Annotated in this window: 16 protein-coding genes; 12 read left to right on the top strand and 4 right to left on the bottom strand. The window is 65.4% G+C overall.

The genetic code is table 11. The features are described from left to right. Positions 1-306 precede the first annotated feature (306 nt). Positions 307-663 (bottom strand): hypothetical protein, encoded by a 357-nt coding sequence (locus D7S89_RS27135; protein WP_147426610.1) that lies wholly within the window; start codon positions 661-663, stop codon positions 307-309. 530 nt (positions 664-1,193) lie between these two features. Between D7S89_RS27135 and D7S89_RS07555 the strand changes: the two genes are divergently transcribed. The 9 genes from D7S89_RS07555 to D7S89_RS07515 all read left to right on the top strand — a co-directional run bounded on the left by D7S89_RS07555 (position 1,194) and on the right by D7S89_RS07515 (position 13,510). Next, positions 1,194-2,195 carry a GlxA family transcriptional regulator gene (locus D7S89_RS07555; RefSeq protein WP_121277350.1) on the top strand — a complete coding sequence of 334 codons (1,002 nt, stop codon included), beginning with the start codon at positions 1,194-1,196 and terminating at the stop codon, positions 2,193-2,195. 17 nt (positions 2,196-2,212) lie between these two features. Further along, on the top strand, positions 2,213-3,862 hold the full coding sequence (locus D7S89_RS07550) for a mannose-1-phosphate guanylyltransferase/mannose-6-phosphate isomerase (RefSeq protein WP_245982748.1): 1,650 nt from the start codon (positions 2,213-2,215) through the stop codon (positions 3,860-3,862). After that, a complete protein-coding gene (locus D7S89_RS07545) occupies positions 3,855-5,306 on the top strand; it encodes an undecaprenyl-phosphate glucose phosphotransferase (protein ID WP_121276999.1) in 1,452 nt (483 codons plus the stop codon). The genes D7S89_RS07550 and D7S89_RS07545 overlap by 8 nt, the downstream gene beginning before the upstream one ends. A gap of 56 nt (positions 5,307-5,362) precedes the next feature. Then, complete coding sequence (locus D7S89_RS07540) at positions 5,363-6,511, top strand: polysaccharide biosynthesis/export family protein (RefSeq protein ID WP_220702127.1); 1,149 nt, start codon at positions 5,363-5,365, stop codon at positions 6,509-6,511. 74 nt (positions 6,512-6,585) lie between these two features. After that, complete coding sequence (locus D7S89_RS07535; protein WP_121276998.1) at positions 6,586-8,832, top strand: polysaccharide biosynthesis tyrosine autokinase; 2,247 nt, start codon at positions 6,586-6,588, stop codon at positions 8,830-8,832. Between the two features lie 90 nt (positions 8,833-8,922). After that, entirely contained in the window at positions 8,923-10,041 is a 1,119-nt protein-coding gene (gmd, locus tag D7S89_RS07530; RefSeq protein WP_121276997.1) for a GDP-mannose 4,6-dehydratase, read from the top strand. A gap of 17 nt (positions 10,042-10,058) precedes the next feature. Beyond that, positions 10,059-11,003 (top strand): GDP-L-fucose synthase family protein, encoded by a 945-nt coding sequence (locus D7S89_RS07525; protein WP_121276996.1) that lies wholly within the window; start codon positions 10,059-10,061, stop codon positions 11,001-11,003. 15 nt (positions 11,004-11,018) lie between these two features. Next, positions 11,019-12,215 (top strand): glycosyltransferase family 4 protein, encoded by a 1,197-nt coding sequence (locus D7S89_RS07520; RefSeq protein ID WP_121276995.1) that lies wholly within the window; start codon positions 11,019-11,021, stop codon positions 12,213-12,215. Next, positions 12,212-13,510, top strand: a complete 1,299-nt coding sequence (locus D7S89_RS07515; protein ID WP_121276994.1) for a glycosyltransferase WbuB — start codon at positions 12,212-12,214, stop codon at positions 13,508-13,510. The genes D7S89_RS07520 and D7S89_RS07515 overlap by 4 nt, the downstream gene beginning before the upstream one ends. A gap of 47 nt (positions 13,511-13,557) precedes the next feature. On the opposite strand, the gene D7S89_RS07510 is transcribed toward D7S89_RS07515, so the two are convergent. After that, a complete protein-coding gene (locus D7S89_RS07510) occupies positions 13,558-14,046 on the bottom strand; it encodes a hypothetical protein (RefSeq protein WP_121276993.1) in 489 nt (162 codons plus the stop codon). Positions 14,047-14,239: 193 nt separating this feature from the next. On the opposite strand from D7S89_RS07510, the gene D7S89_RS07505 reads away from it, so the two are divergent. Together D7S89_RS07505 and D7S89_RS07500 are read left to right on the top strand one after the other, a co-directional pair. Next, positions 14,240-14,869: an LbetaH domain-containing protein gene (locus tag D7S89_RS07505; RefSeq protein WP_245982745.1), complete on the top strand. Its 630-nt coding sequence runs from the start codon at positions 14,240-14,242 to the stop codon at positions 14,867-14,869. A 148-nt stretch (positions 14,870-15,017) separates the two neighbouring features. Beyond that, on the top strand, positions 15,018-16,742 hold the full coding sequence (locus D7S89_RS07500; protein WP_121276992.1) for an FAD-dependent oxidoreductase: 1,725 nt from the start codon (positions 15,018-15,020) through the stop codon (positions 16,740-16,742). 21 nt (positions 16,743-16,763) lie between these two features. Here D7S89_RS07500 and D7S89_RS07495 read toward each other — a convergent pair whose 3' ends face one another. Together D7S89_RS07495 and D7S89_RS07490 are read right to left on the bottom strand one after the other, a co-directional pair. Continuing rightward, on the bottom strand, positions 16,764-17,969 hold the full coding sequence (locus D7S89_RS07495) for a glycosyltransferase (protein ID WP_121276991.1): 1,206 nt from the start codon (positions 17,967-17,969) through the stop codon (positions 16,764-16,766). Positions 17,970-18,052: 83 nt separating this feature from the next. Further along, complete coding sequence (locus tag D7S89_RS07490; protein WP_183085118.1) at positions 18,053-19,534, bottom strand: hypothetical protein; 1,482 nt, start codon at positions 19,532-19,534, stop codon at positions 18,053-18,055. Positions 19,535-19,868: 334 nt separating this feature from the next. On the opposite strand from D7S89_RS07490, the gene D7S89_RS07485 reads away from it, so the two are divergent. After that, positions 19,869-21,095 (top strand): acyltransferase family protein, encoded by a 1,227-nt coding sequence (locus D7S89_RS07485; RefSeq protein ID WP_121276990.1) that lies wholly within the window; start codon positions 19,869-19,871, stop codon positions 21,093-21,095. Positions 21,096-21,111 lie beyond the last annotated feature (16 nt).

The raw sequence follows: 21,111 nt of genomic DNA, 5'->3' as shown, positions 1-21,111 counted from the left end.
CGTCCGCGAGGAAGCGGTCATGCCAAGGCGAAGGAGCCGGCGTCCCGGGAGGGCCAAGGCGCAGGCGTTTCGGAACTATCGGGGGCGAGGATAGGCACGTAAGCATGCGCAAACGTTTGCGTATGACGAAACCTGATCGCGCAGCCAAGAGACTACAGGCAACCGGAAAAAATCGGGAGTACTCAATACCGTCGATTTACGCAATCGGCGTGGCGGATTTGTCGGGGTCGTCCCGGCGAGGTGCGTCAGCGCGAGGCGAGCCTTGTGGGGTCAAGGTTTCAGCCGACTTTCGCTGCGTTTGATTCGTCATGCAATAGACGGAAAATTCTTCCCGTGTCCGGAGGGAGGGCGAGGTGCCGGCCAGATACGGCTTGCACTGCCGTTCACCGCATGCTGGCCCGGGGCTTGCATGGTGCGTTGCACATAACCAGCGCGCGAAATTGTTGCCGCTACAGACTTGCGGTTTGATTTCACATATTTATTGATTTGCGAGCTAATTCCCGTGTTTTCGTTCATATTGCGAAATTCGGCGAATGATAAAAATTGAATCAAAAGTGAAACATCCGGATCGAGGTAATAAATGATTAACGATTTAATGTAGAGGAGAATCGGAACGATATGCCGGAGAACGGCGGCGTTCTTTGACGGGTGGTCGTGTGCCAATGTGCTCTACATAACATATCGCTCATCGCGCACCGTTTATCGTGGAGTCAACGCGCTCAGGAACAGGCGTGCTCCGGCGGTAGTCAGGCACGGCACGATATCTGCTCCATCCTTTCCTGACACGGCATCGCCGGGCGTAGCCCGCGCGCATTCGACATCATCGGCTCGCACGAGGCCGAGTCTTCTTCCACCACCCTTCAGGCCAAACAACAAAACGGGGTTCGCCGCTCGGCGACGACTTCGTGCCGGTATGCATCGCCGGCTCGAGACGGGGATTTTCATCTAATACGATGGGTGAAAATTGCAGCATTAATTGGAATTTGTCCGATTGGTCTCGACTTCGAGTTGCAATTCTGATGATTTGCAGCGTCATATTTAGACGACATCGAGCGGTATGTATTCCGCCAACATGTCGGTACTTTGCGTCATGCCGTCCGCAATGGCGAATGGCGCTGTCTATGATGCACTGCGAGCAGGGTTGGGTTCGAGACCGGATCGGGATGCAGGCAACGATTGTTGAGGGAAAAGCCATGCCTTACGCGAGTATCGAACCTGCGCTCATGGGTTGGTTGCATGCTCCTGCACAGAGCATCAAGTGCGCCACGCGCCGCATCGCGATCGTCTTGTTCGACGATTGTGCCTTGCTCGGCACCGGGCTCGTGGCCGAAGTGTTTCATGTCGCCAACGAGCTCGTCGCCACGAGCGCCGGCGACGAGTGGATCTATGACGTGTCGTTCCTGTCGGCACGCGGCGGCAACGTGACGTGTTCGTCGTCGGTGCGCGTGTGGACCGACGGGCTCGACGCCCGCCACTACAGCGGCTTCGACGCGTTGTTCATTGCGGGCGGCAAGGGCGCGCGCGCCGCCGCCGGCGACGAGCGGCTCATCGGCTGGCTGCGGCGCGTAGAGACCAACACGGCCGCCGTGCGTGCGATCGACGAAGGCCGCGAGGTGCTCGATGCGGCCGGCATCGCCAATCGCGACCGCGATTACCTGTTCGGCTCGTACTTGCGTCAGACCAATGGCGAGGTGAGCGCGGCCGCCGACACGAGCGACCGGCTCGAACCGATGAAAGGTGCGCTGGCGATGGTCAAGCGCGACCTGGGCCTCGATATTGCGCGCAGCGTCGCCGAACGCATGATGCCGGGCGCGAGCTCGCGCTTCGTGCCGCTGCTCGGCGACGCCGGCGCGGCGACCGCCGGCGACAAGATCCGCGCGGCTGCGCGCTGGCTCCAGGAGAACTGCGAGCGGCCGATCTCGATCGCCGATGCGGCACAGGTCGCCGCGATGAGCGAGCGCAATTTCCTGCGCCGTTTCAAGCTCGAGCTCGGCATGACGCCGTCGGACTATCTGCTGCAGGCCCGTCTGGCCATCACGTGCAGCTTGCTCATCGATTCGGAACTGCCCGTCGACAAGATCGCGCGGCGCAGCGGCATGGGCAACGGCGACCGTCTCGCGAAGATCTTCCGCAAACGCATGATGATCTCGCCCACCGAGTTCCGCATGCAAAGCCGCCGCGAAGCGGGCGGTTGAGAACAAGGAGAACCGGTATGAGGCTTCACGAACGACGCGATGACGGCGTCGGCCATGCTGGCATGGCACCGGTGCCGGCCATCCAGGCGAAGGCGGGAGAGGCCGTGCACGACGCTGCGCCCGCCGCTTCGGAGGCGACGTACGCGCCGTGCAAGCGCATCGTCCCCGTTGTCCTCGCAGGCGGCTCGGGCACGCGGTTGTGGCCGATGTCGCGCGAGCACTTTCCGAAACAGTTGATCGATGTGGTGGGTTCCGATTCGCTGCTGCAGGCGACCGTGCACCGCCTCGACGGCTTCCCCGACGGCTGGACGCTCGCTGCTTCGCCTATTGTCGTGTGCGGCGGGGAGCACTGCTTCATTATCGACGAGCAGTTGCGCGCAAGCGGCGTCGTGCCTCGGCTCATCGTCGAGCCCGCGCGGCGCGACACGGCGCCTGCGCTGACGCTTGCCGCGGCGCTGGCGTGCGAGCAAGGCGAGGACGCCATCCTCGTCGTCATGCCCGCCGACCATGCGATCGCCGACGTTCAGGCGCTCAAGCAGGCGATCGAGCTGGCTGCGCGGCACGCCGAACGCGGCGTGATCGCGACCCTCGGCGTGCCACCCACGCGCCCCGATACGGGCTTCGGTTATATCCGCATCGGCGAGGCGCTCGGTGACGGCAGCCATCAACTCGACCGATTCGTCGAAAAGCCCGCGGCTGAGCTTGCCGCGCAGTATGTCGCGGCGGGCACCTACTGGTGGAACAGCGGCATCTTCGTGATGCGCGCCTCGGTGTGGCTCGACGTGCTCCGTGCCATGCACCCGGAGATGCACGACGCTTGCCTCGCGGCATTCGTCGACGGCACGGTCGAAGGCGAGCACTTCCGGCCGGCGCCCGAGTCGTTCGCGCGCGCGCCGGCCGATTCGATCGACTATGCGGTGATGGAGCGCATCGGCACCATCGATGCGCCGTGCCGCGGTGTCGTCGTGCCGCTCGACGCGGGCTGGTCCGATCTTGGCTCGTGGGACGCCGTCTGGGATGCCCTCGAGAAGGACGAGTGCGGCAACGTCGCGCGCGGCCGCGTCGTGCTGGAAGGCGCGACCTCGACCTATGCGCACTCGGAAGGGCGGCTCGTCGCGTGCGTGGGCACGACCAACGTCGTCGTCGTCGAGACGCCCGATGCCGTGCTCGTGGCCGACCGCTCGCACGTGCAGCGCGTGAAAGGGCTCGTCGCGCGCATCAAGGCCGAGCACGCACCCGAAGCCGACGCGCATCGCAAGGTGCGACGTCCGTGGGGCTTCTATGACTCGATCGATCATGGCGAGCGCTTTCAGGTCAAGCGCATCGTCGTTTCGCCGGGCGCGCGGCTGTCGTTGCAGATGCACCATCACCGCGCCGAACACTGGGTCGTCGTGCGCGGCACGGCGCTCGTGACGCGCGGCGACGAGCAGTTCCTGCTCTCGGAGAACGAATCGACGTTCATCCCGCTCGGTGTGCGCCATCGGCTCGACAACCCGGGCAAAGTGCCGCTCGAAATCATCGAAGTGCAATCGGGTGCGTATCTCGGCGAAGACGACATCGTGCGCTTCGAGGATCAATACGGCCGCTGCCCTGCTCAAGCGACAGGCGGCGACGAGGCCGCGTCGCGTTCCGGCGCGCCTCGAAGCGTGGAGGATCCCTATGCGTGATTTACAAGGCTTGTTCGCGCGACTGGGCGACGTCGCGCTCATCATCGCTACTGCCGCCCTCGCATCGCATCTGCGTTTCGCCGAGTGGGGCCAGCGCGGCTTTACCGACGGCTTCGCGTTCTTCACGGCAGCATTCGCGCTCGTGCTGTTTCCGGTATTCGGCGTGTACGAGTCGTGGCGCGGCCGCTCCAAGCGCGTACTAGCGGGACAGGTCGCCCTCGCGTGGTTCGTCGTGCAGGGGTGTGCGTTGACGGCGATGTTCTCGCTGCGCCAGATCGACCTCGTGTCGCGCCTGTGGTTCGTGTACTGGAGCGCGCTCGCGGGCTCGCTGTTGATCGCCTATCGGCTCGTCGCGCACGCAGTGCTCGCGCGCCTGCGCCATGCCGGCATGAACCTGCACCAGGTCGCGCTGGTCGGTGGCGGACCGCACTGCGACGCGATTCTGCGTCGCATCGAAGCGGCGCCGGGCACGGGCTTTCGTGCGAGCGCCATCTACACGCCGGGCAATGACACGGCCGCGCCGGGGCACGACATGCCAGGGTTCGGCATGCCGGGGTTCGACCTGCTTTATGGGGACCGCTCGAGCCGGGGCGAAGAGGCGCGTGCCGTGCGATTCCACGATCTCGAGGCGTTCGCCAAGCACGTGCGCAACGCCGATCTGCATGAGGTGTGGCTCGCGCTGCCACTGTCGGAAGAGCCCACGATCCTGCGCGTGATCGGCGAGTTCCGAAACGATCTCGTGAACATCCGCTTCATGCCCGACGTGCGCAGCCTCGCGCTGTTCGACAGCGGCGTGATCGACCTGATCGGCGTGCCGGCGATCAACCTGGTCGCCTCGCCGCTCTCGCCGAGCGCCATGCTCAAGAAGGACGTGTTCGATCGCGTGTTCGCGGCCTGCGCGCTCGTCGGCCTCGCGCCGCTGCTGCTCGCGATCGCGATCGCCGTCAAGCTGTCCTCGCACGGGCCCGTGCTGTTCAAGCAAAAGCGCAAGGGCGCCGACGGGCGCGTGTTCACGATCTACAAATTCCGCTCGATGCGCGTGCATCGGGAAGCGCCCGGCGTCGTCCAGCAGGCGGTACGGCACGATCCGCGCGTCACGAAGTTGGGCGCGTTCCTGCGCCGCACGAGCCTCGACGAGCTGCCGCAGTTCTTCAACGTCCTGTGCGGCGACATGTCGGTCGTCGGACCGCGGCCTCATGCACTCGAGCACGACGACCTTTATCAGAAAGTCGTCGCCGGCTACATCCATCGCTATCGGATCAAACCTGGCATCACCGGATGGGCGCAGATCAACGGTTATCGCGGCGAGACCGACCGCATCGAAAAGATGGAGCGGCGCGTCGCGCACGATTTGTACTACTTGGGCAACTGGTCGTTCGCGCTCGACATGCGCATCATCGCCGCGACCGTGGTCAAGGGTCTCGTGAACAGCAACGCGTATTGAGCGTACCGATGGCGATGAGCAACGACGAGCGTAACAACCGGCATGGAGGAAAAATCATGTGCTACCCAGAGATGCGCCTTCGCGCGATTTCGCCTTATGTCTTCATCGCGGTGGCGGGCATGGTGTCGGCCTGCTCGATCGTGCCTGGCCAGCGCATGGTGACGCCGGCGACCGTCGCCGAGACCGGCGGCGAATACAGCGCCACGGCGGAGCAAGGCAAGCAGGTGCCCATCACCGACATCAACATGGCGTTGATCCGGCAGATGAATGACCAGGCGGCGCAGCAGACGCTGCCCGCACAGACGCAGAGCTTGTTCGGCAAGCCGAGCGGTTATCGCCTCGGCCCTGGCGACGTGCTGCAAATCACCGTATGGGATCACCCCGAGCTCGCGGCCGCACTCGGTCAGCCGGCGCAGAGTACGCGAACGTCCGATGCAGCGCCTGGGTTCGTCGTCGACGAGGCGGGCAACGTGCAGTTCCCGTATGCGGGCACCGTGCACGTCGCCGGCGACAGTGTCGAGCAGGTGCAGCGCAAGATCGTCGAGCGCATCAGCAAGGTCTACAAGAAACCCGAGGTCACGGTGCGCATCGCCTCGTTCCGTGCGACGCAGATCTACATGGAAGGCCAGGTGCGCACGCCCGGCAGCATGCAGATCACCGACATACCGATGACGCTGACGGAGGCGATCGGCCGCGCGGGCGGTTTCACCGACGGCGCGGACCAAAGCCGCGTCACGCTCGTGCGCGACGGCACCACGTATCCGCTGGACTTCCCCCAGCTCGTGAAAGCGGGGCACAGCCCGTCGGACATCGTGCTCAAGCCGGGCGACATGGTGCGCGTGGACTCGCGCGACGAAAACGGCGTCTACGTGATGGGCGAAGTCAACAAGCCTGCGACGGTCATGCCGATGCGCGACGGCAGGCTCACGCTGGCCGAAGCGCTCTCGCAGGCGGGCAGCCTCAATCCGAACACGGCCGAGGCCAAGCAATTGTTCGTGATCCGCAATTCGACCAGCGCCAATCCGCAGATCTATCACCTCGATGCGACGTCGCCGGTTTCGATGGTGCTCGCGAATCAGTTCGCGCTGCAGCCGAAGGACGTCGTCTACGTCGATAACGGCGCGCTCGTGAAGTTCAACCGTGTGCTGAACCTGTTCCTGCCAGCCATCAACGCAGGGCTGACGGCCGCCATCGTGACCAAGTGACGGGAGGGTCGCGATATCCGCACTTCGGCGCGCTACGCACGCGACGAAGTGCGCCTCTGATATGGGCAACCGATATGGGCATGAATTTCGATAACCGCTACACCGACGTTTCGGCCACCGACGAGTTGCGTCTAACCGACTATCTGCAGGCGATCGTGGCGAACTGGCGCCTCATCGTCTCGATCACGCTCGCCGGGCTCTTGATCGCCACCGGCTATGCATTCCTCGCGCGGCCCGTCTACAAGGCCGACGCGATGATTCAGGTCGAGGATGCGCAAAACGCCGACAACGGCGGGGGCGGTGGTAACCAGCAGCAGACCATCGAGCCGCTCTCGCGGATGTTCGAACGCAAGGCGACGACGGCCGCGCAGGTCGAGTTGCTGCGCTCTCGTCTCGTCACCGAGGCGACCGTGAACAACCTGCACATCGACATCACCGCACAGCCGCGCACGCTGCCGGTGATCGGCGGCTTGCTGGCTGCGCTGACGACGGGCAAATGGGGCTTCACCGTCGAGCCGTTCATGGACCTTGGCGGTTTCGCGTGGGGCAACGAGAAAATGGCGATGGCGCGGTTCGAGACGCCGTCATCGCTGTACGGGAAGAACTTCACGTTGACGGCGGGACCGGCCGGCACGTTCACGCTCGCCGATCCCGACGGTATCGCGATCGCGAGCGGACGCGTGGGCGAGGACGTCACGGGCGTCTCGTCGGCGGGGCCCGTGCTCGTGCACGTCGATCAACTGAGGGCGCGCCCCGGGACGCAGTTCGAGCTGTCGCGCGCGTCGACCGTCGATACGGTCAGCCACTTGCAGAAGGCGCTGAAGGTCACGGAGACCGCGCTGCAATCGGGCGTCATCGCGTTGAGCCTCGAAGGCTCGAATCCGAAGCTCACCGCCGACATCGTGAACGGCGTCGCGCGTCAGTTCATCAAGCAGGACATGGATCGCCGCTCGGCCGAAGCCGAGCATACGCTGGCGTTCCTCGATCAGCAGTTGCCGCAACTGCGTCACGAGCTCGACGACGCCGAGCAGCGCTACAACACGTTCCGTAACAGCCACGGCACGGTGGACCTCAGCGAGGAAAGCCGGCTGCTGCTGCAACAGGTCGTCGACAACAAGACCAAGCTCGCCGACTTGCAGCGTCAGCGTGCCGATCTCTCGCAGCGCTTCACCGCGAGCCACCCGGCCGTGGCCGCGCTCGATGCGCAAATCGCTCAGCTGCAGAGCGCGCAAGGCCAGATGTCGAAGAGCGTCGCGGCGTTGCCCGATACCGAGCAGACCGCGCTAAGGCTGTTGCGCGATGTGCGCGTCGACACCGAGCTCTACACGAACCTGCTCAACAGCGCGCAACAGTTGCGCGTGATCAAGGCGGGGCAGATCGGCAACGTACGCGTCGTCGATTTTGCCGAGACGCCTGACGAGCCCGTGTGGCCCAAGCGCATCATCGTGATCCTGATCGGGTTTGGCGGCGGGCTATTCGTCGGCATCGTCGTCGCGTTCATGAAGAAGGCGCTGTACGGCGGTGTCGAGCGTGCCGACGAGATCGAGAACGCGATCGGCGTGCCCGTGTTCGCGGTGGTGCCGCGCAGCGGCCTGCAACTGCGGCTGCAGCAGAACGTGATGATGCGGCGCCAGGGGCTGCACGTGCTGGCTGCGCAATCGCCGCAGGACATCGCCGTCGAGGGCGTGCGCAGTCTGCGCACGACGCTGCAGCTCTCGCTCGATCAGGCACCCAACAACATCGTCATGCTGACGGGCTCGCGGCCCGATGCCGGCAAGTCGTTCCTGTCCGTGAACCTTGCGGCGCTCGTCGCCTCGGCCGGCAAGCGCGTGCTGGTGGTCGACGGCGACATGCGGCGCGGTGAGGTGCATTCGCACTTCGGCGTGCGGCATCAGCCGGGGCTGTCCGACGTGCTGCGCGGGGTCGAACCGCACAGCGTGATTCAGCACGAGGTGCTGCCGGGCCTCGACGTGCTGACCAAGGGCACGCTGCCGAGCCACCCGTCCGAGCTCTTGATGAGCGAGCGCTTTCACGAGGTGCTCGAGTCGATCTCGCGCGGCTACGACCTCGTGATCATCGATACGCCGCCGGTGCTGGCCGTGACCGACTCGACGGTGATCGGCAAGTACGCGGGGACGACGCTGCTCGTCGTGCGCTATGGCCGCCATCCGATCGGCGAGATCACCGAGACCGCCAAGCGTCTCGAGACGGGCGGCGTGAATCTGAAGGGCGTGCTGCTGACCGACGTGCCACCGGCCATGCCGATCCTCGGCGGCTCGTACAACGGCGGTTACTACGGCTACGAGAGCATCTCCGAATGAGGACATGAAAGCGGCGCCCGCTGCGATATCGAACCCAAGCCGCGTCAAGCGCGTTTTTAGGCGCGGCCTTCACCAGCAAGAGGACCAACGATGAATTCGAAAGTCGCATTGATTACCGGCGTTACCGGGCAGGACGGCTCGTATCTGGCCGAGCTGCTGCTCGAGAAGGGTTATCTGGTGCATGGACTGAAGCGCCGCACGTCGATTTTCAACACGGATCGCATCGATCATCTGTATCGCGATCCGCATGATCGGGATCAGCGTTTCTTCTTGCATCACGGCGATCTCACCGACTCGGCGAGCCTGATGCGCGTGATCCAGCACGTCGAGCCCGACGAGATCTACAACCTCGCGGCGCAGAGCCACGTCGCCGTCTCGTTCGACGAACCCGAGTACACGGCCAACGCCGACGGACTCGGCGCGCTGCGCATTCTCGAAGCCGTGCGCATTCTCGGCATGGAGAAGAAGGCGCGCTTTTACCAGGCGTCGACGTCCGAGCTCTACGGGCTCGTGCAGGAAGTGCCGCAGCGCGAGAGCACACCGTTCTATCCGCGCAGTCCATATGCGGTGGCCAAGCTGTTCGCGTACTGGACGACCATCAACTATCGCGAGGCGTATGGCATCTACGCGTGCAATGGGATTCTGTTCAATCACGAATCGCCGGTGCGCGGCGAGACGTTCGTCACGCGCAAGATCACGCGCGCGCTCGCACGCATCGCCGTCGGCCTGCAAAGAGAGCTGTATCTGGGCAACCTGGCGGCGCTGCGTGACTGGGGGCATGCGCGCGACTACGTCGACATGCAATGGCTGATGTTGCAACAGGAAGAGCCCGAGGACTTCGTCATCGCGACGGGCGAGCAGTACAGCGTGCGTGATTTCGTCGAGCATGCGGCCGCCGAACTCGGCGTGACGGTGGGGTTCGAAGGCAGTGGCGTCGACGAGGTCGGCATCGTCGAGCACGTGGAGAACCGTGACGTCCGTATGACGCCAGGCGACGTGATCGTGCGCGTCGATCCGCGTTATTTCCGGCCCACGGAAGTGGAAACGCTGCTCGGCGATCCGTCGAAAGCGCATGCGAAGCTGGGGTGGCAGCCGCGCACGTCGTTCGCGGCGCTCGTCAAGGAGATGGTGCGCGCCGACTATCAGCTCGCGCGTCGCGACGCGCTCGTGACGATGGCCGGCTTTCCGGCGCTAGAGCATCACGAGTGAGGAGTGAGGTGACGAACATGGACAAGAACGCCCGCATTTACATCGCAGGACATCGCGGCATGGTCGGCTCGGCGCTCGTGCGCGAGCTGACCGCGCAGGGCTACCGCGATCTCGTGCTGCGCACGCATGAGGAACTCGATCTGCTCGATCAGCGCGCCGTGAACCGCTTCTTCGACGCCGAACGCATCGACGTCGTATTGCTCGCGGCCGCGCGCGTCGGCGGCATCCTCGCGAATGCGTCGCGGCCCGCCTCGTTCATTTACGAGAATCTCGAGATCGAGACGAACGTGATCGACGCGGCGTACCGGGCTCACGTCGATCGGCTCGTGTTCTTCGGGTCGTCGTGTATCTATCCGAAGCTGTGTCCGCAGCCGATTCGCGAGGAATACCTGCTCACGTCGCCGCTCGAGCCGACCAACGACGCTTATGCGATCGCGAAGATCGCGGGCCTGAAACTGTGCGAAGCGTACAACCGTCAATACGGCACGCAGTACGTCGCGCTGATGCCGACGAACCTGTACGGCCCGAACGACAACTACGACCCGCAGGGCAGCCATGTGCTGCCCGCGCTGATCCGCAAGGCCCACGAGGCGCGCGTCGCGCATGCGCCGACGCTGACCGTGTGGGGCACCGGCACGCCGCGGCGCGAGTTCCTGCACGTCGACGATCTCGCGTCGGCCACGCGCTTCGTGCTCGAGCACGACCTGGTCGACGGCATGTACAACGTCGGCGTGGGAGAGGATCTAGCGATCCGCGAGCTCGCGCATTGCGTCGCGCGTGTGGTCGGCTTCGACGGCGAGATCGTGTTCGATGCGTCGAAGCCCGACGGCACGCCGCAAAAACTGCTCGACGTCTCACGCCTCAAAGAGATGGGCTGGCAGCCGACGATCGATCTCGAAGCGGGCATCCAAGCCACCTACGCGGATTTTTGCGTGCGTTACCGCGCGCTCGAGACGACCTGACACGGAAGACTTCAAATGACGGCAACAGTGACGATCTTTCATAACGTCGTATGGTCGCGCCATAAGGGTGCGGTGCTGTCGGCGTTGTACAAGTCGTCGACGGCGGGCTCGATCCGCTACTCGATCGTGCAGATCGCGGATACCGAAATGGACCGCATCGGCTTTTCGGACGTCGACTATTCGTTTCATCGCTATCCGATGCACAAGTTGTTCGACGGCTGCTATGAGGACGTGCCGCTCTGGAAGATGACCGCGCGGCTCACGCGGGAAGTGTTGAAGGCCAAGACCGATCTCGTCGTGCTGCCCGGCTATCACCGGCCCGAGTACTGGGCCATGCTGGCCGCGTGCATCGTCACGCGCAAGCGCCGCGCCGTCTTCTGCGACTCGACCGCGCGCGATCGACCGCGAAAGCTCGTCACATCGATTCCGAAGCGCGTGTTCTTCGCGCTGTGCGACGGTTATTTCGGCTTCGGCGAGCGCAGTCTCGAATACCTGATGTCGCTCGGCGCCAAGCGCGAGAAGATCTTCGTGCCGTGCCAGGCGGCGGCCTTGCCGCCCTGGTATTCGCGCGAGCATGCGCTCGCCGAGCGCATCGCGCACCGGAGGAGCGATGCACCGGTGTTTCTGTACGTCGGCCGGCTCTCGGAAGAAAAGGGCATCGGTACGCTGATCGAGGCGTTCGCGCGCGTGCGCGAGACGCTGTCGAATGCCCAGCTCCGCATCGTCGGCACGGGGCCGCTGCACGACGCGCTACAGACGGCCGTCGATCGCTGCGGCGTGCGCGCCGCCGTGCATTTCACGGGCAGCTTGCAGGACGAGCCGCTGTCGCGCGAGTACTTCTCGGCCACGTGCCTCGTGCTGCCGAGCTTCAGCGAGCCGTGGGGGCTCGTCGTCAACGAAGCGTTGAGCCACGGCTGCCCGGCCATCGTCAGCGACCGCTGCGGCTGCGTGCCCGAGCTCGTCGTCGAAGGCGTGACGGGCCATGCGTTCGCGGCCGGTGACGTGCCTGCGTTGACGCGGCTGTTGATCGACGCGACCTATCACTTTGCCGATGCCGAGCGCACGGCGCGGCGATGCATCGAGACGATCGGGCGTTTCGATCCGGGAGCGGCGGCGGCCAACATCGCGCGTGGCTGCGCGACGATGCTCGCTCGCACCAGTGGCACGAGCGGAAGCAGCGAGCTCGAGCGTGCGCGGCGGATGCGCCAATGAGGCTGCTCATCTACGGTCTGAACTACGCGCCTGAGCTGACCGGCACCGGCAAGTACACGGCCGAGATGGCCGAGGCGCTCGCGGCGCGCGGCCATGACGTGCGGGTCGTCTGCGCGCCGCCGTACTACCCCGAATGGCGGGTGGCACCAGGTTGGTCCACGTGGCGCTATCGGCGCGAGACGCGCGCGGGCGTGACCGTCTGGCGCGCGCCGCTGTGGGTGCCCACCCGCCCCGGTGGCGTTGCGCGGCTCGTGCATCTGGCTTCGTTTGCGCTTACGTCGCTGCTACCGCTCTTGCGGCAGTGGCACTGGCGGCCGCAGGTCGTCATGACGATCGCGCCGACGCTGCTGTGTGCGCCTGCGGCACTCGCGCTCGCACGCCTCTGTGGCGCGAAGTCGTGGCTGCATATGCAGGACTTCGAAGTCGATGCCGCCTTCGGCCTGGGGCTGCTCGAGCATGCGCGCGCCGCGCGTACGGCGCGCGCGATCGAGCGCGCGGTGTTGCGTCGCTTCGACGTCGTATCGTCGATTTCCGACAGGATGGTTGCGCGTCTGTTGCGCGCGGGGGTGGACGCCGAACGCGTGTTCTGTTGTCCGAACTGGGTCGACGTCGACACGATTTATCCGCTCGAGCGCGCAAGCGCGTATCGTCGCGAACTCGGTATCGAGGATCACGAGAAGGTCGTGCTGTATGCGGGCAACATGGGCGCGAAGCAGGGGCTCGAGCATGTGGCCGAGGCAGCGGCGCTGCTCAGGAAGCGGCATGACATTCGCTTCGTGCTGTGCGGCGAGGGGCCGACGAAGGCGGCGCTCGCGGCGCGTTGCGCGGGCCTGCCCAATTGCCGGCTGCTGCCGCTGCAGCCAGCCGAACGTTTGAACGAGCTGCTCAATCTGGCCGACATCCACGTGCTGCCGCAGCGTGCCGATGCGGCGGATCTCGTGATGCCGTCCAAGCTCACGGGCATGATGGCGAGCGGCCGGGCGATCGTCGCGATGGCGCGGCCGGGGACGGAGCTGTACGACGCTGTTGCGCCGCGCGGCGTGGCCGCGGCGCCCGACGATGCAGGCGCACTCGCCTCCTTGATAGCGGCGCTCGCGGACGACCCTGTCAGTCGAATGCGGCTCGGCGCGCAAGCACGGCGCTTTGCGCAGGAAACGCTGGCGCCGGCGTCCGTGTTGAGTCGGCTCGAGAAGCGTCTGCAAGCGTGCCTGGACCCCGACGCGCCTGCCGCAGGCGAAGCGGCACGTCGCGATGCGTTGCTCGTGCGGCGTTCGCGGCCGAGGCGGGGCGATTGATCCGGGGCCTGTTCGTGATCAGCGCGAACAGGCCCTGACGTGCCGTGTTACCACGGCGAACGATAGACCGACGTGGGGTCGGGTTTGCCCGTGTCGTGATAGATGGATTGCGCCGGCGTCTCAGGTGCCTTGCTTGCGCCCGGCTGATTGTTCGTCGCTGTGTCGTCGAGCCCGCGACGCAGCTGCCCCGTACCGACACGCGCAGCGGTCGCCGGCGCCGGGCCGTATGCGCTCGCGCCACGCGGCACGCGCTCGGCATCCATCAAATCGGTTCGTTGTCCTTCGGTCGAATCGTAAGCGGCCTGATAAGGGTCCGAGTAGGCGGCTGGCCCGCCTAGCAAGCCCTGTTCGCTATGCATGCCGTGCAGACTGTCGAGCGCGGCGCCGGCTTGTGCGTCGCGGCCCTGCGCGCCAGCGCGCGCATCGGCTGCCGGCGCAGTGCCTGCCGTCCCGGCCTGCTGGGCCCGCCCATCCACTGCGACGAGCGAGAGCGCGGTGCACAGACCTGCGCAAATATTTCGCAGATCGAACTTCACGGTGTGCCTCCCTGTTTGCTTGGCGGCGCGGATCGTACCTCATCGGCGCCTGTACCCATCGTCCATGGTCGCGCGCGATGCTCGGCGTACGCCGCCAAAAGACCGGTGCGAGCCGCCATCGAGGCGGAGTCGGGCCTGCGCGCACGATAATCGAAGCATCGGCGACGTTCGCCGTTTCCCTGGATCGACGACGATGGAACGACCGATCGATTGCCATGAGCGCCCGGCAAATCTCGACGAAACCGCGCCTCACTGCGACGAGGCGCCAGTCGCGCGGCGCGTCATCGACCTGAGCCGTGCGGGCAAGGGCAACTACGTGGCGAGGCGCGGCCGCCTGATCGAGGCGCTGTGGTTCCTCGTCGAGGCCTGCGTGATCGACAACAAGCTCGTGCCCAGCTCGGCCGTGCGCGTGGCGTTGCTGCGCGTGTTCGGCGCCCGGATCGGCACAGGTTGCCGTTTCGTGCACCCGGTGCGTGTGAAGGCGCCGTGGAATCTCGAGGTCGGCGATCACTGCTGGTTCGGTGTCGATGTGTGGATCTACAACCAGGCCTTGATCCGTATCGGCTCGCACGTGTGCATTTCGCAGGGCACGTTTCTGACCGCGGGCTCGCACGACATGCGCACGACGATGGACTTGCACGTGGCGCCGATCGTCATCGAAGACGGGGCCTGGATCTCGTCGAAGTGCGTCGTGCAGATGGGCGTGACGATCGGCCGCTCGGCTGTCGTCACACCGTTGTCGGTCGTGCATCGTTCGCTCGCGCCCGAGGGCGTTTACGGCGGCAACCCGTGCCGCCTGATCGGCAAGCGCTTCGAATCCTGAGCTGTCTCCGTGCGCCGTGTCGGACATCATTGTTCGGAGCAATGGAGCAGCACGTATGCCTGCCTTGCGCACTTGGCTGCCGCTGCCGTGATGTTGGCTGATGGCAGCGATGCGCACCCTCGAAGATAAGTAGAAAAGGGAGGAAGGCATGTTCATTGATACACGCCAAGTCGATGAGGGCCATGCTGTGCATACCACCGTGTGCATCGTCGGGGCCGGCGTTGCCGGCATCACGCTCGCGCTCGAGATGGACCGGCTCGGCATCGACACCTGCTTGCTCGAGAGCGGGGGCTACACGCCCGACGATGAAACGCGCGACCTTTATCGCGGCGAGAACGTCGGCTTGCCCTACGCGTTCGCGGATGGCAGCCGCAGCCGTTATTTGGGGGGGAGCAGCAACTGTTGGGGCGGCTGGTGCCGTCCGCTCGATCCATGGGACTTTCACAAGCGCGACTGGGTGCCGCATAGCGGCTGGCCGTTCGGCCTCGAGGAGCTTGCGCCTTATTACGCGCGCACGCATGCGCTGCTGCGGCTCGGTCCCGACAACTTCGATCCGGCGTTCTGGGAGCCGGCGATCGATCGCCGCGACGTGCGGCGCGTGCCGCTGGTAACGGGCCACGTGCGAGACACCGTCGCGCAGTTCAGCCCGCCCGCGCGCTTTGGCAAGCTTTATCGCAAGGACCTCGAACGTTCGCGCTTCGTGCGCGTGTTTCTGCACGCGAATGCCGTGAACATCGACACCGACGCGAGCGCGTCGCGCGTCACCTGCATCGAGGTCGCGACGTTGACGGGGCGTCGCATCGCCGTCCATGCCAAGCGCTTCGTGTTGGCCGCGGGCGGCATCGAAAACGCCCGGCTGCTGCTCGCATCCAATCGCGTGCAACCAGCCGGACTCGGCAACGGTCATGACATCGTCGGCCGTTTCTTCATGGACCATCCGCGCATCATGTCGGCCAGCGTGCATTTCTCGAAGACCTGGTCGCGCAACAAACTCTACGACATCAAATACCACTATCAGAACGCGGCGGTCTCGGCACACGGCACGCCGATCTCGTCGCAGTTCGCGCTTCAGCCGGAGACGCTGCGCAGCGAGCGCTTGCTCAATGCGCGTGCCTGGTTTTTCTCGACGTTCTACGGTGAGGGCAGCGCCGCCTCCGAGGCGCTGATCCGCTGCAAGCAGGCCTGGCTGCACAAGGATCAGCCGGGATGGCGGTTGCGCGACGATGCCGCGACGATGCTCGCGCATCCGCTCGACACCATAGGCTTCGGGCTGACGCGTCTGTTGCAGCCGCGCGCGTTGATTACGGGCGTGAAGCTGCAGGCCATCGTCGAACCGGTGCCGCATCGCGACAGCCGTGTGAGCCTGGGCGAGGCGCGCGACCGGCTCGGCATGCCGCGCGTGAAGGTGGCGTGGCGGCTCGACGAGCTCGTCAAGCGCACGTTCGATCGCACGTTCGCGCTTCTAGCCGACGAACTGCGCGCGAGCGGCGTGGCGCGGGTCGAGCTCGATGCGCCGCTCGAAGGCCACCCCTGGCCGACGAAGCTCGAAGGCACCTGGCATCACATGGGCACCACGCGGATGCACGACTCGCCGCGCGAAGGCGTCGTCGATCGCCACTGCAAGGTGCGCGGTATCGCGAACCTGTATGTCGCGGGCAGCTCGGTGTTCCCGACCGTCGGCGCCAACTTTCCGACCATCACGATTACCGCGCTGACGCTTCGTCTGGCCGAGCATCTCGTGCGCTCGCTCGGCGAGCCCGACGCCGTCGTGACGTTGGCGCCCGGCCGACAACCGCGCGCGGTGCCGCCGCAAGCGGGTCTCGATACGTTGCCGTTTGCTGCTCAATCGTTGCTGCGCGCCGCGAAGGAGTGAATGGGCGGCCGTGTTCGTCGATCAGGGTTTCGACGAGTAGGAGGGGAATTCTCCCGGTGCTGTTTCGGGCGTGTGCAGCGCGTCGGCCTCGAGCACATCGAGCAACTGGTGTGCATACGCCTGGACGGTGAAGCGCATGTGAAACACGGCGGCTGCATGCTCGCGCATCACGGCCTGCCGGGTTTCGTCTTGCTCAAGCCAGCGAGTGAGGTTGCGCTCGGTGCCGGCCACGGTATCGGCCGCGACCCAGCCTGCGCCCGCAGCGGCCACCTCGCGCCAGATATTGACCTTGTCGGAGATCAGCACGGGCAGCCCGCAGCCGAGCGCTTCGACGACGGCAATGCCGAAGTTCTCCTGATGCGACGGTAGCGCGAACACCTCGCTTGCATAGAACGCTCCCCACTTGAGGTCGCCTTGCAGCATGCCGGCCCAAGTGATGCGTTCGGCAATGCCGAGCGTCGTGGCCAGCGTCTTCAGCTCGGCGATCGTGCCGTCGCTGCCGGGACCCGCGAAGACCAGATGCAGTTGCGGCTCGCGACGCGCAACGTTCGCGAACGCGTGGATCAGGCAATCGCAGCCTTTCTTCTCATGAATGCGGCCAAGGAACAGCACTAGGCGTCGGTGCGCGAGCGCGGGGTAGGCATCGTAAAAGCAACGGCGCAGACGCTCGCCATCGGCGGGCGGGACGGCCGTGCCATACGAGACCACGCGTTCGCTGGCGCGGTACAGCCAGAACGATTGCCGCGCGAGCACGCGCTCTTCCTCGGTCGTGAAGAGTACGGCGCGGGCGTCGCGCAGCACATGATACTCGGCCCATGGCCAGTAGAGCCACTTCTTCAGATGCTTGAGCGGATAGGTGTGCTTGAACCACGGATCGAGCATGCCGTGCGGAAAGACGTAGTACGGCACTCCAAGTGTGCGCAGTGCGCGCCAGGCGGCGAAGCCGTGGTATTGCCACAGACCGTTGACGATGACGGCGTCGAAGCGCGGACCCTGTTCGCGCAGCCACGGTACGACACGTGGCGTATAGCCATAGGTGCCGCGCGCGGGGCCGAGTGCGGTGCAGGGCAGCGTGTCGTGTGCGAGAAACGCGGCATCGGGGGCGTCGAGCGTGGCCGCTTCGACGTGATGGCCGAGCGCGGCGAGCGCCTGGGCGCTTTGTCGTACGCCTTCGGCTGGGCCGCCGGCCGTAGGGTCGAGTGTGTCGATCAGGTGCAGTATCTTCATGCAGCTCCGTGTTTCAGGGCCTGTCACTTGTCACTGGCGTGATCAGGTCATTCACGTGAACAGGCCGCGGGGTAGCGCTGGGGCTACGTCGGCTCGATGCGCCCACCGTCCCGCGCAAGCACATGCGGGGGCGTGATGGCGCGGTTCGGCGGCAGCGGTACGAAGCGGGGCTCCGCGCGAGCGTCGCCGCGCACGCGGAGCGAGTCTGGCACGTGCGCCGCTTGCGGCGCTTGAGCGAGTCGCTTGTGCAGTCGGCGCAGCTGGATATGCATCGCGATCATCAGGCCCAGTGATAGACCGAACACGAGCCCCGAGAAGCGCGGCCCGAGCGGATTGCCGCCGATCGACGTTGCCGGCAGCGCGGCCGTCAGCAGGATCGTGCGTCCCAACACGGGCAGGTAGGGAACGTGCGGCCGGCTCACGCGCCAACGGCGGTAGGTGATCGTGCAGCGCACGAGTGCGTAGAGGATGGCGACAGGCATGGCGATGCCGAACAGCAGTCCGCCCGCGAAGAGCTGATAGACCCAGAAGTTGTGCCCGGCCGCCCAGTCGTGGATCGCGTAGAAGTCCTTCTTGCTGATCTGGCCGGCGAGATCGGGCAGGTAGGCGGGCGAGTAGCGATAGTCGTGACCATAGCCTTCGCCGACGAGCAGCGACAGTGCAGAGGACGTGACTTCATCGTATTGGTACTTCATTTCGGCCAGACGCGTGATGGTCGTCGGGTCTTTGCCCGATTCGGTCGCGCGTTCCGCGAAGAAGATGCGCTGCGTCCAGTGCTCGGTCACGCCGGGGAAGAACGATGCTGCCCCGTACACCACTGCGCCGAGCACGACCGCCGCTGCCGCGGTGCGCAGCAGCGCGCGCACGACGTAGCGCAGCGACGGCGCGCTCATCCATACGGCCAGCGCAAACAGCAGCGCGGTGCCGATGAGCAGGCTGCGTGTGACGCTGAGCAGTTCGATCACGACCGTCGCCAGGAATAGCAGCAGCGTCAGCACCGTGAAGCGCTTGGCGATCACGAACTCGTGCAGCAGCACGCCTTGCAGCCCCAGAAACGTGACCGACACGATGCGATAGCGTACGTCTTCGAGCGGGCCACCCGTTGCCAGCCCGTAGGCGAACGTGAACGCGAGGGCCACGGCGTTACCCCAGAAGAGCGCCTTTTCGAACTGCTCGATGCGTGCGTCCTGCCACGCGTGGCAGCCCACGATGAAGCCCAGCTGAAACAGCGCGAACGGCAGCAGCACGCGCAGGTATTGACCGATCACGTTGTCCTGCAGCCATTGCGTGACGAGGCTCCCTGGCACGGCGAGCACGAGTGCGAGCGTCACGAATGCACGCAGGCCCGAGCGCTCGCGAAAGCGCGGGGCGATCAGCATCAGCATCGCGCCGGCGGCGAGCGTCGGTAGGGTGAGCAGAATCTGGGCGAGGTGGCTCGATGCGTTGTCGACGGCTTTGTAGTCCATCGCAAGCGGGCACACGAAGAGCCAGATCCACAGGTTTGCGTATCTGTTGCGCGTCGCACGATGTGCGGCGACGCCTGACCGGTACGGCGCGACTGCCATCGGATCGGTTTCCCTTTCGTTTCGAAATGCGGTTTCGAAGTGCGGGCCGGCTGCCGTGCACGCACCGTTGCATCTCGCTATCGCAACGCGTGCCACGATCGATCACGCGGCGGCCGGCTCACGGGCTGACTATATCGCCGCACCGGGGCGTGCCGCGGCGCGCTGGCGCCAAACGCCTAGCGTTCGGCGGGCTCGGACGGCGCAGTGATGTGGCCCCGGAAGGACTCGGCCGCAACGGCTGGCGGCGAACGGCGTGGTATTGGCGCGCACGTGCAGACCGCGCATCCGAAGATCGGGTAGCTGTGGACGTCGTTGGAAACAAGAGGCCAAGCCTATGGACAATCCATTCAAAGGAGCCAGTTCGATCGTACGTGGGCGCACGATCGAACTGGACTTCCTGCGCGGCATCGCGATCATCGCCGTGATGGGGTTTCACTTTCGCTCGGTCGATACCGGCACCTGGTTCATCCCGATCCTGCAATATCCGTTCACGCATTTCGGCCGCGAAGGCGTGAACCTGTTCTTCACGTTGAGCGGCTTTCTCGTCGGCGGTCTGCTGCTTCGTCAATACGCCGACACCGGCACCATCGACGCGCGCCGCTTCATCGTGCGACGTGCCTTCAAGATCTGGCCGGCCTATTACGTGCTGATCGGGTTTCACGCTCTGGTTGGGCGGCATCCGCTCGACACGTTCCTGGTGCAGAACCTGACGCACCTGCAGAACTATCTGGGCACCTCGATCACGCAGACCTGGAGCCTTGCAGTCGAAGAGCACTTCTATCTGTTCCTGCCGGCGCTGCTGCTCGTGTTTGCGCGTTTGAAGCTGCGCGCCCATACCATCCTCGCGGTGCTGGGCACCCTATGTGTGGCCGTGCTCGTGGCGCGCTCGGTCGCGGTCGCGCATGGCGATCTCGATGGTGCGTTCGCCTACACGCAATACCGCATCGACAGCCTGCTCGTGGGCGTCATGGTGGCGGTCGTCTATTGGATGGAGCCTGATCTGTACAAGCGTCTCGCGTGTCGGAAAGGGTGGCTGCTCGTGCTGGTCGGCATGCTCGTGCTGTGGCTCGTGTTCGCGACGCCCCACTATGCGCTCGACGAGAGTATCGGCTACACGATTCAGGCAGTGGGCTTCGCCGCGTTGATGGTGCTGATGCTCGAATATTCGGGCGGTATGACGCGCACGATGGGGTTCCGCGCGGTCGCCTGGGTCGGCGTCTACTCGTACGGTATCTATCTGTGGCATTCGCTCGTGCTCGCACCGGCCGAGATCTTGATCGCCAAAGCCACCGCGCTGGGCGTGCCGCCGCTCCTCACCTGGGGCGTGGCGCTCGTCATGCAGTCGGCGCTGGCGATCGGGGTCGGCTATGCGACGACGCGCGCGATCGAATTCCCGTTCCTGCGCATCCGCAACGCGCTATTCCCGGTGCCACACCCGATCGTGGCGCCGGCGCATGCCGCTCCTGCCGTGGTGCCGGCCGCGGTGTCGAAGCCGATTGCCGTGGAGAGCGAGGCCGATGGTGCTGCGCGTGTCGATGACGTGCCGCCCGTCGTGGGCTGACTGGCTCGTCGGCAGT

Origin of the sequence: Trinickia fusca (assembly GCF_003628145.1) — a bacterium.
Taxonomy (GTDB): Bacteria; Pseudomonadota; Gammaproteobacteria; order Burkholderiales; family Burkholderiaceae; genus Trinickia; species Trinickia fusca.
The sequence above is the reverse complement of the archived record's forward strand: the minus strand, read 5'-3'. Positions and strand labels throughout refer to the sequence as shown.

Excerpts from the sequence above, each read along its gene's own strand:
- D7S89_RS07505 (WP_245982745.1), top strand. The coding sequence starts at position 14,240 with ATGGAACGACCGATCGATTGCCATGAGCGCCCGGCAAATCTCGACGAA.
- gmd (WP_121276997.1), top strand. The coding sequence starts at position 8,923 with ATGAATTCGAAAGTCGCATTGATTACCGGCGTTACCGGGCAGGACGGC.
- D7S89_RS07490 (WP_183085118.1), bottom strand. The coding sequence starts at position 19,534 with ATGGCAGTCGCGCCGTACCGGTCAGGCGTCGCCGCACATCGTGCGACG.
- D7S89_RS07515 (WP_121276994.1), top strand. The coding sequence starts at position 12,212 with ATGAGGCTGCTCATCTACGGTCTGAACTACGCGCCTGAGCTGACCGGC.
- D7S89_RS07495 (WP_121276991.1), bottom strand. The coding sequence starts at position 17,969 with ATGAAGATACTGCACCTGATCGACACACTCGACCCTACGGCCGGCGGC.
- D7S89_RS07540 (WP_220702127.1), top strand. The coding sequence starts at position 5,363 with ATGTGCTACCCAGAGATGCGCCTTCGCGCGATTTCGCCTTATGTCTTC.
- D7S89_RS07555 (WP_121277350.1), top strand. The coding sequence starts at position 1,194 with ATGCCTTACGCGAGTATCGAACCTGCGCTCATGGGTTGGTTGCATGCT.
- D7S89_RS07545 (WP_121276999.1), top strand. The coding sequence starts at position 3,855 with ATGCGTGATTTACAAGGCTTGTTCGCGCGACTGGGCGACGTCGCGCTC.
- D7S89_RS07525 (WP_121276996.1), top strand. The coding sequence starts at position 10,059 with ATGGACAAGAACGCCCGCATTTACATCGCAGGACATCGCGGCATGGTC.
- D7S89_RS07485 (WP_121276990.1), top strand. The coding sequence starts at position 19,869 with ATGGACAATCCATTCAAAGGAGCCAGTTCGATCGTACGTGGGCGCACG.
- D7S89_RS07520 (WP_121276995.1), top strand. The coding sequence starts at position 11,019 with ATGACGGCAACAGTGACGATCTTTCATAACGTCGTATGGTCGCGCCAT.
- D7S89_RS07550 (WP_245982748.1), top strand. The coding sequence starts at position 2,213 with ATGAGGCTTCACGAACGACGCGATGACGGCGTCGGCCATGCTGGCATG.
- D7S89_RS07535 (WP_121276998.1), top strand. The coding sequence starts at position 6,586 with ATGGGCATGAATTTCGATAACCGCTACACCGACGTTTCGGCCACCGAC.
- D7S89_RS07500 (WP_121276992.1), top strand. The coding sequence starts at position 15,018 with ATGTTCATTGATACACGCCAAGTCGATGAGGGCCATGCTGTGCATACC.